This window comes from Algimonas arctica (assembly GCF_014652695.1).
GTDB classification, from domain to species: domain Bacteria; phylum Pseudomonadota; class Alphaproteobacteria; order Caulobacterales; family Maricaulaceae; genus Litorimonas; species Litorimonas arctica.
Map to the genome: position 1 here is coordinate 34184 of NZ_BMZH01000009.1, position 17424 is coordinate 51607.

Consider the following 17424-nt stretch of genomic DNA (forward strand, 5'->3'; position numbering starts at 1 on the left):
TTGGTGAGAGGACCCGCCGACGGAGTAAATCTCTCAGGCCCGATAGGACAGCAGGTGGCACAGGGCGCGAAACTCTTCGCGACGGAGTGCTTGGCTATGGCGAATGATCTAAAAAAAACCGCTTTGCATGATCTGCATGTTGACCTCGGCGCAAAGATGGTGCCGTTCGCGGGCTATAATATGCCCGTTCAATATCCACTGGGGGTCTTGGGAGAGCATCTGCACACGCGTGAAGCGGCAGGTTTATTCGATGTCGGCCATATGGGGCAGGTGTTTTTGGTTGCCGAAGACAAGACCTTCGAGACCGCCGCCAAAGCGTTAGAAGCGCTCGTCCCGGCGTCGATATCTGATCTGGAACCAGGGCAGCAACGGTACACACAGTTTTTGAATGATGATGGCGGCATCCTCGATGACCTGATGGTCAGCCGGATCAATATGCCGGGCCATGATCACATGATCTATCTGGTCGTGAATGCGGGCTGTAAAGATGCGGATTACGCGCATTTGGCAACGCATATGCCGGACGATGTTGCGATCAATATTAAAGACGACGCGCTCTCGCTCGTCGCGCTGCAAGGCCCGAAAGCGGTCGAGATTATCGCACGCCTTAACCCGGATGTCGCCAAGCTCATCTTCATGACCCACGGCGAGTTTGAGCTGCAATTGCCAGATGGCGGTGTTTACGCCCATATCTCGCGGTCGGGTTACACGGGTGAGGACGGCGTCGAAATTTCTGCCCATCACGACGATATGAAACGGCTGGTCGGCCATTTATTGACGCAAGACGGCGTGGCGCCAATCGGCCTCGGCGCGCGCGACAGTTTGCGTATGGAATCCGGCCTGTGCCTCTATGGCAATGATATTGATACCACGACGAGCCCGATTGAAGCGGGCTTGATCTGGTCGGTACAAAAACACCGCCGCTCTGGCGAAGGCTATAAGGGCGCGGCGCGTGTTGCGGCTGACCTGAAGACCAAAACACGCCGTCTCGTCGGGATTAAACCTGAAGGACGCGCGCCCGCGCGCGGTCACACTGAAATTCAAGATGTCGATGGCAACCGCATCGGCGAAGTCACCTCAGGCGGCTTCGGCCCGTCAGTCGGTGGCCCCGTCGCTATGGGTTATGTTGACGTGCCGCATAATAAAGCCGGCACGACGGTGCATTTGATTGTGCGGGGCAAAGCGCTGCCCGCAACCGTCACCAAACTCCCTTTCGTTCCGCATAATTATTTCCGAGGAAAATAGGACTTCGCCATGATGAAATATACTGAAAGCCACGAGTGGATTAAATTGGACGGCGACGTCGCAACGGTCGGCATTAGTGATTACGCCGCCAAAGCCCTCGGCGATGTGGTCTTTGTCGAGCTTCCGGGTGTTGGCGATGACGTTGACGCGGGCGGCGAACTTGCCGTGGTCGAGTCTGTCAAAGCGGCGTCCGAAGTCTACGCCCCGATTGCTGGCGAAGTGACCGCCGTGAACGACGCGCTCGAAGCCGCGCCGGAAACTGTGAACGCCGCGCCAACAGAAGGCGGCTGGTTCGTGAAAATGACGGTGGCGGATGCAAGCGCGCTCGACGCGTTGATGGATGAAGACGCCTATAAGGACTATTGCGCGGGACTATAGATCGTGTTGTCCGGCCCCTCAGTCTCGCCGCGTTCGCCGCTGTCCGTCTGTGGAAGGTCGCAACATGAACCATAAATTCCTACGCATCATTGCTTTGATTGCGGCCATGATCGCGGCGCCTGCGCTGGCGGGTCTAGTCTATCTCGAGCCGCGTTGGCTCGACCTGATGGCATCAGCGGCGATTGGCATTGTGACGGGGCTGACAGTCTTGTTTATTTTCAAACGTCTTCCCGTTGATGACCGCAAGGGTTGATATGACAAAGTCCCCACGATTGCGATGGCCTCACATGACGCCCGCATTTGTGGCCGTTTCCGCCGCCTATTTTCTGAAACCTTGGTTTGATCGTCTGATGCAAGACGACAGCTCACAGGATATTTAACATGCGTTACCTTCCCCTGACAGACGCCGACCGCGCCGCGATGCTCGATGTTATCGGCGTGCCGTCGATCGATGATCTATTCCAAGATGTGCCGAAATCGGCGCGTCTGTCAGACCTTGTCGACCTCCCGAAACACCAATCGGAACAAGCGGTTGAGCGCCATATGGGCAAGCTCTCGGCGAAATCTGTCTCCGCCGGATCGGTGCCGTTTTTCTGTGGCGCGGGCGCTTACCGCCACCATATCCCAGCGACCGTCGATCATTTGATCCAGCGCTCCGAATTCCTCACCGCCTACACGCCCTATCAGCCGGAAGTCAGCCAAGGCACGCTGATGAGCTTGTTTGAGTTCCAATCCCAAGTCGCGCTTCTGACCGGCATGGATGTCGCCAATGCCTCCATGTATGACGGCTCCACCGCTTGCGCCGAAGCCGTTGTCATGGCGCACCGTGTCGCGCGTGGGAAAAAGCCCAAAGCCGTACTCGCGCCCGGTCTGCACCCACATTACGCGGCGGCGACGCAAACGCTGGCGTCCACGCTCAACATCAAAATTGATGAGCGCGAAACGCGTCCGGGCCGCGATTATAATGTGGTCGAACATATTGATGACGACACGGCCTGCGTCGTCGTGCAATCGCCGAATGTGTTTGGCGAGATTATCGACCTGCGTCCGATTGCGGAAAAAGCCCACGCGCACAAAGCACTCCTTATCGCGGTCTTTACAGAACCTGTCGCGCTCGCCGCGATCACCCCGCCGGGTGAACAGGGCGCCGATATTGTTGTCGGCGAAGGGCAGGGACTCGGCGTCGGCCTCAACTTCGGCGGGCCGCATGTTGGCCTATTCGCCTGTACGCAAAAGCTGGTGCGGCAAATGCCGGGCCGGGTCTGCGGCGAAACGATTGACGCCAATGGCGAGCGCGGTTTTGTGCTGACACTGTCCACGCGCGAGCAACATATCCGCCGTGAAAAAGCGACGTCCAATATTTGCACCAACTCCGGCCTCTGCGCGCTGGCGTTTACGATCCACATGACGCTGCTCGGCGAAGCCGGGATAACGCGTCTCGCGGCGCTAAACCACGAAGCGGCCTGCGATCTGGCGGATCGTCTGGAAGGTATCGACGGTGTTGAGCTGGTCAATGAGACCTTCTTCAATGAATTTACGCTGCGGCTCTCCAAGCCCGCGAATGATGTCGTCGATGCGCTCGCGGCCAAAGGCATCCTCGGCGGTGTCCCGCTGACGCGGATTCAACCGGATGGCGATGAGAGCCTGCTGCTGGTCTGCGCGACAGAAACGAATGACGTTGAGGATTTCGCGGCCTTTGCGGCGGCGTTGAAGGAGGTGTTATCATGAACAATCAAGGTCGCCCGACTGCGCCTGACGCAGCCAACACAAATACCCTCGCGCCGAAAACGCACTCCGGTAACCAAGCCTTGAACCAAGCGGTGCAGCTCATTTTCGAAGTGGGCGATCTCGCCACGACGGGGATTGATTTGCCGCAGCCCAAAGGCACGAAGTCCCGTCTCGGCGATCAAGCCCGCAAAGGCCCCATCGGATTGCCCGGGCTCAGCGAGCCGGAAACCATGCGCCATTATGTGCGCCTGTCCCAAAAGAACTACGCGATTGACCTCGGCGTTTATCCGCTCGGCTCTTGCACGATGAAACATAATCCGCGCCTGAACGAGAAAGTCGCGCGCATGCCCGGCTTTGCCGATGTGCATCCGCTGCAACCGATCGCGACCGTGCAAGGCGCGCTCGAGTTGATGAGTGAGCTGTCGCACTGGCTGATGACGCTCTGCAATATGCCCGCCGTCGCCCTAACGCCCAAAGCGGGCGCGCATGGCGAGCTGTGCGGGATGATGGCGATCCGCGCGCGGCTTGACGCCGATGGCCAGACGCAGCGCCGCCGCGTCCTCGTGCCAGAATCGGCCCACGGTACCAATCCGGCGACCGCTGTGCAGTGCGGCTTTACCGTCGATGAAATCCCGGCGTCCGGCGATGGTCGGGTTAATCTCGACGCGCTCAAGGCCCGGATTGATAGCAACCCCGACGATGTCGCGGGCATCATGCTGACCAACCCCAATACGTGCGGCCTGTTCGAGCGTGATATTATCGAAATCGCCGATGCGATCCACGCGGCAGGCGGCTATTTCTATTGTGACGGCGCGAACTTTAACGCGCTCGTGGGCCGCGTCCGTCCGGGCGACCTCGGCGTCGATGCGATGCACATCAACCTGCACAAGACGTTCTCCACCCCGCACGGTGGCGGCGGTCCCGGTTCCGGCCCGACTGTGCTGTCCGACGCGCTCAAAGACTACGCGCCTGTGCCCTATGTCGTGCAAACCAAAGAGGGCTATGACCTCGTCGAAAATGCCGATGATAAAAGCTTCGGCCGCATGTGCGCCTTCCACGGTCAAATGGGCATGTATAGCCGCGCTCTGACCTATATGATGAGCCACGGCTCCGACGGGTTGCGCCAAGCGACCGAGGACGCGGTCCTCAACGCCAACTATGTGCAAGCCAGCCTATCGGACGTCATGACGCCCGCGTTCGGCGGTGTCTGCATGCATGAAGCCCTGTTTGATGACCGGTTCCTCAAGGACACAGGCGTCGATACGCTCGATTTCGCCAAAGCGATGATCGACGAAGGCTACCACCCGATGACGATGTATTTCCCCTTGGTCGTCCACGGCGCGATGCTGATCGAACCGACCGAGTCCGAGAGCAAACAAGAGCTCGACCGATTCATCGGCTCCATGCGCCATTTGGCGGAGAAGGCGAAAGCGGGCAACGTCGAGATGTTCAAACAAGCGCCGGTCTATGCGCCAATGCGACGGTTGGACGAAACGCAAGCGGCGCGAAAGCCTGTGCTGCGGTGGGTTGAGCCGGAGGAAGTTGGGGTGGCGGCGGAGTAGGGGTGATGCGGCCATAAAGCCGCATCACAATTAGCTGACGTTATTCAAACGTTCCCTTTTTGGGAAAGCGTTTGCCCGTATTAATTTCGCTGATGCGACCGGGATTAACGTCGAAATGCGCAGCAATGCGCGATTGTAGCCAGCCGTCAGCAATCATGCGTCGGACTTGTTTAGCATCGTCATAAGTTAGTCGGCGTGACGGACGCCCGGGGTGTTGGGAAGCCATTTGGCAGTTCCTTAGTCAATGATGTCTCTTGCGAAGTGACGTCCCATATGCCAGTTTTCGAAGGCTAGTTTGTTGGCTATGGTCTTCGGTCGCTTTAGTGGTCGAGACAAACCACCGAACCAGGGGTCGCTCTTTCCTTGCGTCAACAAGGGTTTTGAGCGGCCTTTTTTTATGCCCTATGCGCCGGTTCCGCATACTGTCTTACGCAAGGGCGTTGCTAATAATTTTGTTCTCATAAACCAGTCCTTTTCGGGGATCGCAGATATTGGATCCCATCTCGGGGGTTTCCCTCGACACAAATGTACGGGATTTTTTGGGTTGTCGCGAGTCGCCGCCTTGCAAAACAATGTGGTTAGATTGCTTTCATGTGAAAACTTCCCAAGAGAGATGCTTCAAAAAGGATGCTTTGTAGAAAAACCCATCCCCCCCTACAAAACCCATGATCTAATCCACTCACCGCTGCTGGACACGGGGGAGGCATGCTCCTCGGCACAGTTGGACTCTTAGAGTTCTGGGCGGGGTTTGGTGGACGGATTCGTATGTGAAGTCATGAGGCGCACACGGGTCCATCTGACGAGGCGACTGATGACGACAATCGAATGCTCACGAGCCGGGTTGGGGGTCTACGGATCGCTCAAACGGTGCGACTTCGATTGATCGGATCGTTGGCGGCCCCGGGGTTGAAAGCCTCGGGATTGTCTCACGGTCTCCGGTGTGTGCTCAGACGGGCCGCCGGGTCACAGCGTGTTTGATCGGGTGTGTACACTGGGCGCGCGGACGCTGTTCGCTGTAAAATGGTATTCCTTTTGTGTTTCCATCGGGGAGCACCGTCCGCGCTCGTGTCGCTTTTCACGATTTGTCGGTGGCCGTGGCCTTGATGCGCGGTTGGATGTGGGCGTTTGGGGGGGTGTTTGCTGCGTGCCGTCCTCTCAGACATCGCATGTTCGTCCTTTGGGGACGAATGCCTGTCGGCAAGGTTTGCGACGGCGCGCGCCTGCGCGCCTTAGACCCCTTACGGGGACGCAAACCTGTGCGCAGAGACGCAAACCGCAATTAGAAACCCCATTCCAATCCCATCGCGGCGTCTGCGATTTATCTTTTGCAAAGAGGTCTGAACGCCATAGTGTGCAACGAATGATGGATCAGGGCGTTCAGACCTGTGACCATCGGGATATGGCCTGCCGGATTTCGGTTCGAAGGGTCAAGAAAGACCATATTTATGCCGTTTACGCAGAACCTGCCGCGGATCTTCTTCTCGAAGATGGGCAATCAACAGCTCCGCACGGCCATCTGGACGGGCCGGGATAAGGGGTTTGGCAAGCGGACACCGCTGTTATTCTTCAACGGTATTGGCGCGAACCTCGAAATTGCACAGCTGTTTGCGGACACGTTTACGGGTCGCGACATTATCACCTTTGACATGCCGGGTGTCGGCGGATCGCCCGATCCGACGTTTCCTTACCGACCGTGGTGGGTCGCCAAAGCGGCTAAGAAAATCCTCGAAGAAAACGGCTATCACCGCGTTGATGTGCTCGGCGTCAGCTGGGGCGGCGGTCCGGCGCAGCAATTTGCGTGGCAGAATAAGAGCATGACGCGGCGATTGATCCTGTGCGCAACGACGCCGGGTTGGACGATGGTGCCGGGTAATCCCAAGGCGCTGTCCAAAATGATGTCGCCGAAACGCTATATCGACCGTGACTACCTCAAGAAGAATTTCGAGACCCTCTATGGGGACGCGGCCAGTAGTTCCGATGATTTTGCCATCAATATGGTGCCGCCATCGGTGAAGGGCTATTTGTTCCAACTCTCGGCCATGGTTGGTTGGTCATCGCTGACATTCGCGCGACGGATTCGCGCGCGCACGCTGATAATTATGGGCGACAAAGACCATATTGTGCCGGTCATTAATGGCCGTATTCTGCATGCGGTGTACCGTCGTTCGCGGATGGAAGTGATTGAAGGGGCTGGACATTTATTCTTGCTCACGCGGCGCGATGAAACGGTCGAAATTATCCGTGATTTCTTTGGCGAACCGGAAATGTCGATGGAACATGCAGACCCCATCGAAATGCCGTCCGTCAAGGCCAGCTATAATCACGCCCATGATCGTAAGGCTGCCCGCGCATAAATCCCAATTTCAAATAGGAGCCGACCATGACCGATAAGAAATCCAACCACACAACCGATGTTGCGCGGCGTATCTGGCTCGCGGGGGTCGGCGCCTACGGGAAAGCGTTTGAAGAAGGTCGCGACCGGGTCAAAGGGCTCAGCGGCGGTCTGTCAGGTAAGACGTCCGAGACATTTGAAAGCCTCGCTGAAAAAGGCGAGAAGATCGAAATGGCGGCGAAGGTCAAAGGCGCACAGCTGGCGGGCAAAGCGTCCGATCTGGGCGATGATATTCAATCAACCTTGGCGATTGAAGACCGCATCCAAGCGATGCGTGACCGCTTGACGCGGCATGGCTCTGATGATCGTCACGACGCGATTGAAGCGCGCTTGACTAGCATTGAAGCCAAACTGGATTTGCTGTTGAAGCCGAAGGCGCCCGCAAAGGCTCCGGCCAAGACGCGCGCCACCACGACGCGGACGAAGAAAGCACCTGTTAAAAAAGCCCCAATCAAAAAAGCCCCTGTTAAAAAAGCCGCTGCCAAGAAAGCCCCGGCCAAAACAACCGCTAAGAAATCCTCCTGAGTGTGTGCTAAGGTCACACGGTGACCGAGCGATCTAAAACCAAGGAGACGATCCTGCGAACCTCGCTCGCCCTGTTTAATCAAGAGGGCGAACATGCAGTGAGCTCGGTCGACATTGCGGCCGTCATCGGAATTTCGCCGGGCAATCTCTATTACCATTACAAAGGCAAAGACCCGATCATTCGCGAGCTATTCGCGGATTTTGAGGTTGAGTTGCGGCAAGTCCTGTCCGCCACGGTCAATGAGCCGCTGGCCATGCAAGATAATTGGGTGTTCCTTTATATTATCTTTGAGGAAATTTGGGATTTCCGCTTTTTCTACCGCAACCCAACCGAATTACTGGGCCGTTTGCCAGAGTTAAAAGGCCCGTTTTCGCGATTACTCGCGCTCAAAGAACGGACCGCATTTTCGCTTCTATCCGACCTCGAAGACGGCGGGCATTTGAAATTTGGCGAAAGTGAGAAAGCGTCACTGTCGGCGCGGCTGGCGCAGCATTTTACCTTCTGGCTGCAATATCACCAGCTCAGAAAAGGCGGAGATTCCGGATCAGGCCCAACCAAAGCGCTGATTGATCGCGGGGTTTATCAAAGCCTCTCGATGATTACGCCCTATTGGACGCATGGCGAGGGCTTTGCGGCGATGTTACGCGAAACTGTCGAAGACGCATGAACGCGACGTGAATATCGGGATCAGCTTGGCCTCAGTCTTGCGTGTGTAAGGGGACAATATGACCCGATTTTCAATTATTCTCTCCGCAACCGTGCTGCTGATCGCGCCCTCTGTCTTGGCGCAGGACTATGAAACGGGATCGCAAATGACCGGCGAGCCCTACTCCTCCGCGCAGTTTGGGGATGATTTTGAGACCGAGTTTACGCAGATGTCGCCCGAACAAATCGCGGCTGATGTCACGACGGGATATAATGCGCGCACCGGCGCGAAAGAATATCTCGCGCCGACCTTTGATCCGTTTGAAGAAGACGCGGCGCTGGCGGGCACAGTCAGCTTACGCGGCACAGACGGCGCGCGTGATCTCAACGGTGATGCTGTCGCAGATGGCGCTTTGCTGGATATCTCTCTGTTCTATACGGATGCCGGAGATCGTCGTTTCGGTCTGACCCGCGACGCGCTTTTCCTCAATGGTGAGCCTGTTCCGATTATCCTTCGCGATAGTCGTGAGCTGGAATGTTCCGCCCGCGTGACAGAGCGGGTCTACCGCTATGACCGCTATGATGATCGAAATGCCGTCCGGCACATTTGGATCCGCCCGACCTATCGGGGTCATCGCGGGTTTGCGTATGGCGGCTATGGAGGGCTTTGGAATGGATTTGGGACAAGGGGGGCTCGCGGATGGACAGGCCCACGCTCACGACCCAGACCGAATACGCGTTCACATCCCAGATCTACGCCCAGATCTACGCCCAGATCTACGCCTAGGACCACGCCTAGGCCCACGCCGAGACCTCGGCCGCGGTCTCGACCGGACACACAGACACCCTATTATCCCCATTCAGAGCCACGACTTGATGGAGAGCAGCAGATCCATCCTCGTCCGCGGGCAGATCGTCCGAGACCGGATCGCACATGGACGAATAGGCGCGGGCGTGATGAGCAGATAACACCCGTGACCCCGGACGGTCGGGTTACGCCTACTCCGCGCCGCGATGCGACGCCGCGTCCACGGCGCGCTCGGACTGTCACGCCAACATCGACCCCTCGGTCAGGACGACGGGACGCAACCCCCAGGCCTGCGCCAGTGACAAGACCTGCGCCAGTGACGAGGCCTGAGCCAACATCACGGCCCAGACCTGTCCCAACTTCCAGACCTGTCCAAACGACAAGACCCGCGCCGACGCCAAGGCCTCGGTCTACGCCAAAACGGCGAGAGGTGCCGATCTCGCGACCCATTCCACGATCAGATCCCAGCGAGCAATCCCGCGTCGTGCATGATATGTTTCCGGGCGACGGCTATGATGACGCGATCGTGGTCAGTTCCCAAAGAGACTGTGCGCGGGAAGATCAGCTGGTCTTATTTATCCCGAATGAGCGTCTTGATGCGGCGCGCTTCGATGGCCTGACATTGATCCTGCGCGACGTGACCTATGATCCGCGCACAGGGCGAACAACGGTCTATGAAGAACGTCCGCTTTATATTCCGCCGAACTATATTGAGGGATTTCGCATCGCCACGTCTCGACCGTGATAGGGTTGGCATTCGCCTTGCAAGTCTTGTTACGAACCTGATGCTTAGTCCCACGATAGCGCAAATTGGGTCCCAAATGATGGTCTTGCTCCCACGAGGCCATCCGTATGCGAATGAGTTAAACCCCGCCTCCCACGCGGGGTTTTTCTTTGCCAAAATTTCGCCTAAGGACGTCGTAAAATAACTAAGATTTCGGGAAATATCATGCTGTCTACATTGAAACGCGAAGCGGGATATTTGTCGGGCATGTTGCGGATGCTGAAATCGGTCAAGCAAGTCGATGCGACGTCAAATCACCTTTTGGCGGACGAACTGGAAATGCGGGTCGATGCGTTCGGCCCGAACATCGCTTTCATCGAAGGGGATCGGACATGGACCTTTGATCAGACCGAAGACTACGCCAACCGCGTTGCCGGCTGGTGCGAAGTCAATAACATCAAACGCGGTGATACGGTTGCTGTCTTTGTCAGCAACCGATTGGAATATGTCGCGCTCTGGTTTGGCCTTACCAAACGCGGCGTCATTCCGGCGCTGATCAATTTCCAACTCGCGGGCAAAGCGCTCGCCCATTGCGTCAATATTAGTGAAGCGTCTCATGTCTTGATTGATCTCAACTTGTTAGAGAATTGGGAGAGCGCGCGGCCTGATCTTGATGATGGTCTCACAGAATGGGGCGCGTTTGGGGATTCCCCTAGCTCTATGCAGCCCTTTGATGGTGCTTTGCTTGATATCGTTCCGAACCGCCCGGCGAAAGACGTTCGGGGGGACGTAACAGCCGGAGAGCAGGGCATGAAAATGTTTACCTCTGGCACGACCGGATTGCCTAAAGCGGCCAAAGTGACCCATGTGCGAGCGCAAAACTATATGCGCGGTCTCGGGGCTGGCGCGAAAGCAAATGCGTCAGATCGGATGATGCTCGTGCTGCCGCTTTATCATGCGACAGGCGGACTTGTGGGCATGGGCGCGGCGTTCTCGAATGGGGGCGCATCCATCATTCTGCCGAAGTTCAGTGCCTCGACCTTCTGGGACGATGCCGTCAATTATGGGGCGACTATGTTTACCTATGTGGGTGAGCTCTGCCGTTTCCTCCTCTCCACGCCGCCGCACCCCTTAGAGCGGTCGCATAAAATTCAATGGATTATCGGCAATGGCCTGCGTCCCGAAGTGTGGGAAAGCTTCGTGGCTCGGTTCAACATTCCCCACGTCATAGAATTTTACGGCGCGACAGAAGGCAATGTCAGCCTCATTAATCTGGACGGCCCAGTTGGCGCCGTGGGCCGCGTTCCGTCCTATCTAAAGTGGAAGTTCAATATTGATATTATCCGCTATGATGTCGAAACGGGTGAGAATCCGCGCGGGTCTGACGGGTTTGCCTTGCGCGCGAATGATGATGAAGTTGGCGAAGTCATTGGTGAAATTCGGGAAGATGACGCCCGCTTTCGCTTTGATGGCTATGAAACCAAAGAAGCGACGCAAAAGAAAATCCTCCGCAATGTGTTTAAACCCGGCGATGCGTGGTTCCGCACGGGCGACCTGATGAAACGTGATGGCTACGGCTATTACTATTTCATGGACCGGGTCGGCGATACGTTCCGTTGGAAAGCTGAAAATGTCGCGACCAATGAAGTGGCAGGCGTGTTGTCCGGATTTAAAGGTGTCACGCAGGCGAACGTCTATGGTGTCGAAGTGTCAGGTTATGATGGCCGTGCGGGCATGGCGTCGATTGTATCGGACACGACGCCAGACCTCAAAAAACTGAAAGCTTTCCTCGATAAGGAATTGCCGCACTATGCTCGGCCGGTCTTCCTGCGTTTGAGCCAAGAATCAGAGACGACCTCAACCTTCAAATTTAAAAAGACGAATTTGGTCAAGGCCGGGTTTGACCCAGACCGGATCAGCGAGCCCGTCTATTACTGTAACCCGCAGACCAAAGCCTATGAACAAGTCGATGCGGACATATTTGCGAAAATCAATAATGGGACCATCCGACTTTGAAGACTGCGGCGGATATCCTCGAGTTCTGGTTCTCGGACCGAGTTAAGGCGCGCTGGTTTAACAGCACGGCAGAGTTTGACGCGGAGATCATCACCCAATTCGGGGACACGTCGGAGATGTTGGCAACGGCGCCGTTTCCGCATTCAACGTGGGGGACGGACCCAGACTCGGCTTTGGCGCTCATCATTGCGCTGGACCAGTTTCCGCGAAACATGTTTCGGGGGGCGGCTGAGGCCTTCCAATGGGACGCCCTATCGCTCGGCGTGGCTGCGAGTATGATTGATGACGGTTGGGATATGGAAATTCCTGCCGCGCGCCGCGCTTTCGTTTACATGCCTTTCATGCATGCGGAAGATTTGGCGGCGCAGAACCGCTGCGTCGAGCTGTCTGGCTCACGTTTTGAGGATGGCGGCAGCACACTGCGCCATGCGAAAGCGCATCGTGATGTGATTGAGCAGTTTGGTCGCTTTCCGCACCGCAATGCAACATTGGGCCGAGAGAGCACGCGGGAAGAACGTGAGTTCCTTAAAAGGGGTGGCTACGATCCATCCTGAGACAGGTTGAAAATCTCATTTTCGATGAAGTCGCGTGGCACCGCGGGGAGGGAAAGCCGCGCCACAACCGCCTGATTTCGCGCGATGTGGCGCGCGCTATGCAATATGATCCTGTGCCACCTTACGTCGCCGACGATTGATCGCTATCTAAGCGTGGTGAAGACACCCAGAACATTGATTGAGTCGCTCTCCGAAACACTGTCTGAACAGTTTTCGAAGCTGACGCCTGACGAGCAGTTCCTCGACAAATTCCAAGAAAATTTCCGACGCATGACGCGACGGTTTGATACGCCGGGGCCAGAGGTCCGCGTTTGTGAAACGTTCGAGATCGAAGGCGTCGAAGTGAGGCTCTTTGTGCCGTTCGGCCCGCTTCCGACTGTAGGGCCAACAATAATCTATGCTCACGGCGGCGGCTTTGTTTCGTGCGACACGCACACCCACGAAGGCATTATTCGTCGTTTGGCCAACGCTTCATTCTGTCGTGTGCTTGCGGTTGAATACCGTTTAGCGCCGAAACATCCGTTTCCGGCGGCGCCAGATGATGTCGAAACCGTTTTACATTGGGCGCTAGACGCGCGCGGGGAATCGCGCGGTATTGATGGCAATAAACTGGTCGTCGCAGGCGATAGTGCGGGCGGAAATATCGCCGCGTGGTTGGCGCAAAAATACCGCAACCGGATTAAGGCGCAAGTTTTATTCTACCCGTTGATGCAACTTGTTGACGTGAAACCTGCCAATCCGGGACCACAAGATTGGCTGCAAATTGGCACTGTTGCGCTGAAATATATTCAGGATCATTATGTCGCTGGGGCGGATGCGAAAGACACAAAAGTCTCGCCGTTGTTTGAGGATGATCTCGACGGTATGCCGCCGGCCTATGTGCTGACTTGCGGGCTCGACCCCTTGCGTGATGAAGGCAAGCTTTATGCGGAGAAGCTCAAAGCGTCCGGCACGACTGTTGTGCAGCTTTACGAGAAGACCATGCCGCACGGCTTTCTCAATTTCGCCAAAGCCTTTCCGCGCGCCAACACAGTCCCGATGGAGGCGGCGGATTTCGTCCGCGCGCAGTTCCCAATCCTGCCACAAGTCAAGAAAGCCCGCCCATGACCACACTCTATTTTCACCCGATCTCCAACCCATCACTTTACCCGCTTTTCGTGGCTGAGGCGGCGGGTGTGAAACATGATCGCAAAATGGTGAACCTTCAGACGCAAGAGCAAAAAGGGGATGCGTATCTCGCCGTCAATCCGTTTGGGCGTGTGCCGGCGATGGTCGACGGTGATTTGGCGATCGGTGAAAGTAGCGCGATTGGTCGTTACTTGGCCCGTCAATCGGGCAGCGATATTTATTCGGAAGATTTGCGCGAAGCAGCACTCATCGACCAATGGGTGGAATTTATTGTCCACCATATTCGCGCCAACGTTGGGCGCGTACAGTTTAACCGGTTCATCGCGCCCATGATTGGCGAGACGTCTGATGAGAGCTCCATCGCGTTGGGCGAAAAATTCCTTGCGGCAAATCTACCGCATGTCGAAATCGCTCTATCCGGTGACGGGCATTTGCACGGCGACCGTCTGACCCTCGCTGACATTGCCCTTGTTGCGGCGATGGAACCACAATTTACGGCCAAGCTTGATCTGGAGGCATTCCCGGTCCTGACCGCGTGGCTGGAAACGATGCGCAAACAGGACTGGTATCAAAGCGTTCACACGCATTTCGGCTCGGAGATGGGACTATAGAGTTCCATCCCGAAGACGCGATTTTAGACCTCGGGGAAGATTTTTCCGATCCCGTCGCGCCCGCGCAATTTCCTCAATACACGCTGCGCTATTCAGACGATCATAGCGCCGCCGCGATCGGTCTTGATGATGTCGACTGGGTGGCGCGGTTCGGACGGTTCGAGCCATTCGACGGCTCGCTCCCAGAGCCACGGGCGCTACGTTATCACGGGCATCAATTCCGCCATTATAATCCGGACATTGGCGATGGGCGGGGATTTCTTTACGCGCAATGCCTAGACGCTGACGGGCGTCTGCTAGACTTTGGTACCAAAGGATCGGGCCAGACGCCGTTTTCGCGCAGCGGTGACGGGCGGCTAACCTTGCTCGGCGGGGTGCGTGAAGTCCTCGCCACGCGTTATCTTGAACATCTCGGCGTGAATACGTCGCGGAGTTTTTGCCTGATTGAGACAGGCGAAAATTTGCAACGGCATGATGAGCCGTCGCCGACGCGCTCTGCCGTCCTGACACGCCTCCAACACAGCCATATTCGTTTTGGCACATTCCAACGGCAGGCTTTTTATGAGCGTCGGGATAATCTCGAAGCCCTCGTCGATTATTGTCGCCAACATTTTTACCCAGACGTCACGCGGCCAGCCGATTTGTTGCAGGCGGTTGCCATCCGGAGTGCCGATTTGGTCGCGAGTTGGATGGCGGCGGGGTTTGTGCACGGCGTCATGAACACGGATAATATGAACATGACGGGAGAGGTGTTTGACTTTGGCCCTTACCGATTCCTGCCACATTATGATCCAACATTCACGGCGGCTTATTTCGATCATAACGGCCTCTATGCGTTTGCGCGTCAGCCCGAAGCCATGGGATGGAACCTCGGACAACTCGCGCAAAGCTTATCGCTCATTGAAGAGGATCACGCTCTGATCGACGCGCTAAACGTCTATACGGATCATTATGAGACCGCGCTTGTCCGGCATATGTTCCGCCGCTTGCGCCTCGATATTCCCCGGAACGGGTCGGCCTTCATTAAGCTCACATTTGATAATTTGCGCGAAAGCCGGGCGAGTTGGCCAAACTTTTTCCATGATTGGACGGGGGGAGAAAGCGGGTCGCCTCTGCAGGATTATCCCGATAGCGTCTGGGCGGAATGGAAGCGGATATACCGCACGCTCACGCCCTCCGGTCCACGCCCGATGACGGAGCGTCCCGCCACATTACTCTATGACCAGATTGGTGCGCTCTGGGCGCCGATTGACCAAGACGACGACTGGTCACTTTTTCGGGACACGCTAGAAACTTACGATCGTCGTCGCTATACGGATCATTAAACCGGAGACTCTTATGAAACACCTCATCGCGATTGCCGCCATTCCTGCCCTCATCGCTTGCGCTGACACAGACGGTGTTGAGATGGCCGCAAACGATCCTGTTCCAGCGGTCGCCAGCGAAGTCGAAATGGCGGAAGCTTTTGATTTTTCTGTTCTCTCGGCGGGGACATATTCGGAAGATAATGGCCACGCCTATATTCAGTTCTCCTACGACCATCAGGGATATTCCCGCCCGGTACTGCGCTGGAGTGAATTTGACGCGACTGTCACGCTCAATCCCGACGCCCCTGAAAATTCATCCCTGATTGTGACGATCCCAGCAGCATCTATCGACTCGATGGTTCCGGCTTTTAATGATCATCTTAAAAGCGGGGATTTCTTCGACGTTGAAACCTATCCAACTATCACGTTTGTCAGCACGTCCCTGGATATTAATCCGGACGGCACAGGCACGATTACCGGCGACTTGACGATCAAGGATATCACCCGCCCCATTACGTTTGACGGCAAAATCAACAAGGCGGGGAAGTCGCGTTCCGGCGCTGATATGTTCGGTATTTCTGGCACAGGCCTGATGAAACGCTCGGATTATGGCGTCGACAACTATGTGCCCTATGTCGGTGATGACGTCCAACTCGTGATGGAAGTTGAGTTCCAGAAGGCTGAGTAGTTTGCCTCAAGCGGCCTCAACCGTGAACCGTTACACGACAGTCGCGATCGTCCTGCATTGGGCGATCGCGTTGATGATTATTGGCCTCATCCTATTTGGCCTCTTGATGACCCAAGAATGGGTGCCGAACCGCTTTGCGATTTATCAATGGCATAAGAGCATCGGCATCACCGTGCTGATCCTGTCAGCGCTGCGCCTGATGTGGCGGCTGACCCACCGCCCGCCCGCCTTGCCCGCGTCCATGCCGCTGTGGCAGCGTAACGCCAGCCACGCGACACACGGGCTTTTCTACGCTTTGATGATCGTCATGCCGCTCCTCGGTTGGGCGATGGTGAGCGCCTCTGAACTTCCGATCCCGACTGTGCTCTATGGCCTTGTTGGACTCCCTGACATGCCCGGTGTTCCTGAATCCGAAGCGGTCGAAGGGCGGTTCCGCTTGCTCCATGAAATCGGAGCCAAACTCTTCATCGCCTTGATTGTCCTGCATGTTGGGGCCGCCTTGAAACATCATTTCAAGGATAAGGATGATGTGCTGCGCCGAATGATTCCGTGGCTGAATAAACATCGGCTCAAAACCAAAGTTTGAAAATGGCGACCCCGGGTGGATTTGAACCACCGGCCCCCAGATTAGGAATCTGATAATCGGCCGCGGTTGAGGGAGGTCTACTGTGTGGCTATCATATTGAATGATAACAATTAAAGGCTTATTCAGGTTCTTCTACGACCGTCGTTTCTGTTGAGGCTTGGTGTGGTGGGGACCATGTGGGGACCCGTTGGGCTATATCTCACAACTCTGCGCATATTGCCGTAGAGACCCGACGCGATACTGAGGGCGGCGGTTGTTGTCTAGGAAGGTGGGGCCCTTGCTAAGACCCTTGCGGCGTGCGTTGCGCCAGTTGGCTAGTGTTACCGATGAGCGATCTAGCATCATGGCTGCGTTCGTAGGAGTTATGAGCGTGTCGTCTGGTAGGTCCCACAGGGCCGGAGCGTTGGTTGCGGTCACCCCTGAGGCGAGCGTGGTCATGGCTTGAAGGATGTTGGTGTCGACGGAGGGCGTTGCGGTATCCGAGGGGGTGCGGGGGGGGCTGTCCTGAGCATCATTATTATTAAAG

17 protein-coding genes are annotated in these 17424 nt (G+C 56.3%); 16 read left to right on the plus strand and 1 reads right to left on the minus strand.

What is annotated here, in order from left to right:
• The first annotated feature begins 96 nt into the window (after nucleotides 1-96).
• The 5 genes from gcvT to gcvPB all read left to right on the plus strand — a co-directional run bounded on the left by gcvT (nucleotide 97) and on the right by gcvPB (nucleotide 4913).
• A complete protein-coding gene (gene gcvT, locus IE105_RS10815; protein ID WP_189498340.1) occupies nucleotides 97-1245 on the plus strand; it encodes a glycine cleavage system aminomethyltransferase GcvT in 1149 nt (382 codons plus the stop codon).
• Nucleotides 1246-1257: 12 nt separating this feature from the next.
• A complete protein-coding gene (gcvH, locus tag IE105_RS10820) occupies nucleotides 1258-1623 on the plus strand; it encodes a glycine cleavage system protein GcvH (RefSeq protein ID WP_189498507.1) in 366 nt (121 codons plus the stop codon).
• A 64-nt stretch (nucleotides 1624-1687) separates the two neighbouring features.
• Nucleotides 1688-1876 (plus strand): hypothetical protein, encoded by a 189-nt coding sequence (locus IE105_RS10825; protein WP_189498342.1) that lies wholly within the window; start codon nucleotides 1688-1690, stop codon nucleotides 1874-1876.
• A 128-nt stretch (nucleotides 1877-2004) separates the two neighbouring features.
• Nucleotides 2005-3351 (plus strand): aminomethyl-transferring glycine dehydrogenase subunit GcvPA, encoded by a 1347-nt coding sequence (gcvPA, locus tag IE105_RS10830; RefSeq protein ID WP_189498344.1) that lies wholly within the window; start codon nucleotides 2005-2007, stop codon nucleotides 3349-3351.
• Entirely contained in the window at nucleotides 3348-4913 is a 1566-nt protein-coding gene (gene gcvPB / locus IE105_RS10835; protein ID WP_189498346.1) for an aminomethyl-transferring glycine dehydrogenase subunit GcvPB, read from the plus strand. Before gcvPA ends, gcvPB begins: the two co-directional genes overlap by 4 nt.
• A gap of 40 nt (nucleotides 4914-4953) precedes the next feature.
• Here gcvPB and IE105_RS10840 read toward each other — a convergent pair whose 3' ends face one another.
• Nucleotides 4954-5139 carry a hypothetical protein gene (locus tag IE105_RS10840; protein WP_189498348.1) on the minus strand — a complete coding sequence of 62 codons (186 nt, stop codon included), beginning with the start codon at nucleotides 5137-5139 and terminating at the stop codon, nucleotides 4954-4956.
• A 1219-nt stretch (nucleotides 5140-6358) separates the two neighbouring features.
• Here IE105_RS10840 and IE105_RS10845 point away from each other — a divergent pair.
• The 11 genes from IE105_RS10845 (at nucleotide 6359) to IE105_RS10895 (ending at nucleotide 16898) form a co-directional block, all read left to right on the plus strand.
• A complete protein-coding gene (locus IE105_RS10845; protein WP_189498350.1) occupies nucleotides 6359-7267 on the plus strand; it encodes an alpha/beta fold hydrolase in 909 nt (302 codons plus the stop codon).
• A 26-nt stretch (nucleotides 7268-7293) separates the two neighbouring features.
• Entirely contained in the window at nucleotides 7294-7830 is a 537-nt protein-coding gene (locus tag IE105_RS10850) for a phasin family protein (protein WP_189498352.1), read from the plus strand.
• Between the two features lie 20 nt (nucleotides 7831-7850).
• The gene (locus tag IE105_RS10855; RefSeq protein WP_189498354.1) at nucleotides 7851-8498 is read left to right on the plus strand and encodes a TetR/AcrR family transcriptional regulator; all 648 of its coding nucleotides are present in this window, start codon (nucleotides 7851-7853) and stop codon (nucleotides 8496-8498) included.
• 58 nt (nucleotides 8499-8556) lie between these two features.
• Complete coding sequence (locus IE105_RS10860; protein WP_189498356.1) at nucleotides 8557-10029, plus strand: hypothetical protein; 1473 nt, start codon at nucleotides 8557-8559, stop codon at nucleotides 10027-10029.
• A gap of 189 nt (nucleotides 10030-10218) precedes the next feature.
• Nucleotides 10219-12024 (plus strand): long-chain-acyl-CoA synthetase, encoded by a 1806-nt coding sequence (locus IE105_RS10865; protein WP_267904679.1) that lies wholly within the window; start codon nucleotides 10219-10221, stop codon nucleotides 12022-12024.
• Entirely contained in the window at nucleotides 12021-12578 is a 558-nt protein-coding gene (locus tag IE105_RS10870) for a DUF924 family protein (RefSeq protein WP_189498361.1), read from the plus strand. Before IE105_RS10865 ends, IE105_RS10870 begins: the two co-directional genes overlap by 4 nt.
• A 174-nt stretch (nucleotides 12579-12752) precedes the next feature.
• Complete coding sequence (locus IE105_RS10875; RefSeq protein ID WP_189498363.1) at nucleotides 12753-13685, plus strand: alpha/beta hydrolase; 933 nt, start codon at nucleotides 12753-12755, stop codon at nucleotides 13683-13685.
• Entirely contained in the window at nucleotides 13682-14317 is a 636-nt protein-coding gene (locus IE105_RS10880; RefSeq protein ID WP_189498365.1) for a glutathione S-transferase family protein, read from the plus strand. The genes IE105_RS10875 and IE105_RS10880 overlap by 4 nt, the downstream gene beginning before the upstream one ends.
• Nucleotides 14242-15642 (plus strand): protein adenylyltransferase SelO family protein, encoded by a 1401-nt coding sequence (locus IE105_RS10885; protein WP_233354109.1) that lies wholly within the window; start codon nucleotides 14242-14244, stop codon nucleotides 15640-15642. Before IE105_RS10880 ends, IE105_RS10885 begins: the two co-directional genes overlap by 76 nt.
• Before the next feature lie 13 nt (nucleotides 15643-15655).
• Nucleotides 15656-16312: a YceI family protein gene (locus IE105_RS10890; RefSeq protein ID WP_189498367.1), complete on the plus strand. Its 657-nt coding sequence runs from the start codon at nucleotides 15656-15658 to the stop codon at nucleotides 16310-16312.
• Nucleotides 16313-16334: 22 nt separating this feature from the next.
• Complete coding sequence (locus tag IE105_RS10895; protein WP_233354110.1) at nucleotides 16335-16898, plus strand: cytochrome b; 564 nt, start codon at nucleotides 16335-16337, stop codon at nucleotides 16896-16898.
• Nucleotides 16899-17424: the final 526 nt, after the last annotated feature.

What these genes read in the sequence shown, in the direction of transcription:
- gcvH (WP_189498507.1), top strand. Translation starts at nt 1,258, where the DNA reads ATGAAATATACTGAAAGCCACGAGTGGATTAAATTGGACGGCGACGTC.
- IE105_RS10860 (WP_189498356.1), top strand. Translation starts at nt 8,557, where the DNA reads ATGACCCGATTTTCAATTATTCTCTCCGCAACCGTGCTGCTGATCGCG.
- IE105_RS10840 (WP_189498348.1), bottom strand. Translation starts at nt 5,139, where the DNA reads ATGGCTTCCCAACACCCCGGGCGTCCGTCACGCCGACTAACTTATGAC.
- IE105_RS10880 (WP_189498365.1), top strand. Translation starts at nt 13,682, where the DNA reads ATGACCACACTCTATTTTCACCCGATCTCCAACCCATCACTTTACCCG.
- IE105_RS10850 (WP_189498352.1), top strand. Translation starts at nt 7,294, where the DNA reads ATGACCGATAAGAAATCCAACCACACAACCGATGTTGCGCGGCGTATC.
- gcvPA (WP_189498344.1), top strand. Translation starts at nt 2,005, where the DNA reads ATGCGTTACCTTCCCCTGACAGACGCCGACCGCGCCGCGATGCTCGAT.
- gcvT (WP_189498340.1), top strand. Translation starts at nt 97, where the DNA reads ATGGCGAATGATCTAAAAAAAACCGCTTTGCATGATCTGCATGTTGAC.
- IE105_RS10845 (WP_189498350.1), top strand. Translation starts at nt 6,359, where the DNA reads ATGCCGTTTACGCAGAACCTGCCGCGGATCTTCTTCTCGAAGATGGGC.
- IE105_RS10825 (WP_189498342.1), top strand. Translation starts at nt 1,688, where the DNA reads ATGAACCATAAATTCCTACGCATCATTGCTTTGATTGCGGCCATGATC.
- IE105_RS10890 (WP_189498367.1), top strand. Translation starts at nt 15,656, where the DNA reads ATGAAACACCTCATCGCGATTGCCGCCATTCCTGCCCTCATCGCTTGC.
- gcvPB (WP_189498346.1), top strand. Translation starts at nt 3,348, where the DNA reads ATGAACAATCAAGGTCGCCCGACTGCGCCTGACGCAGCCAACACAAAT.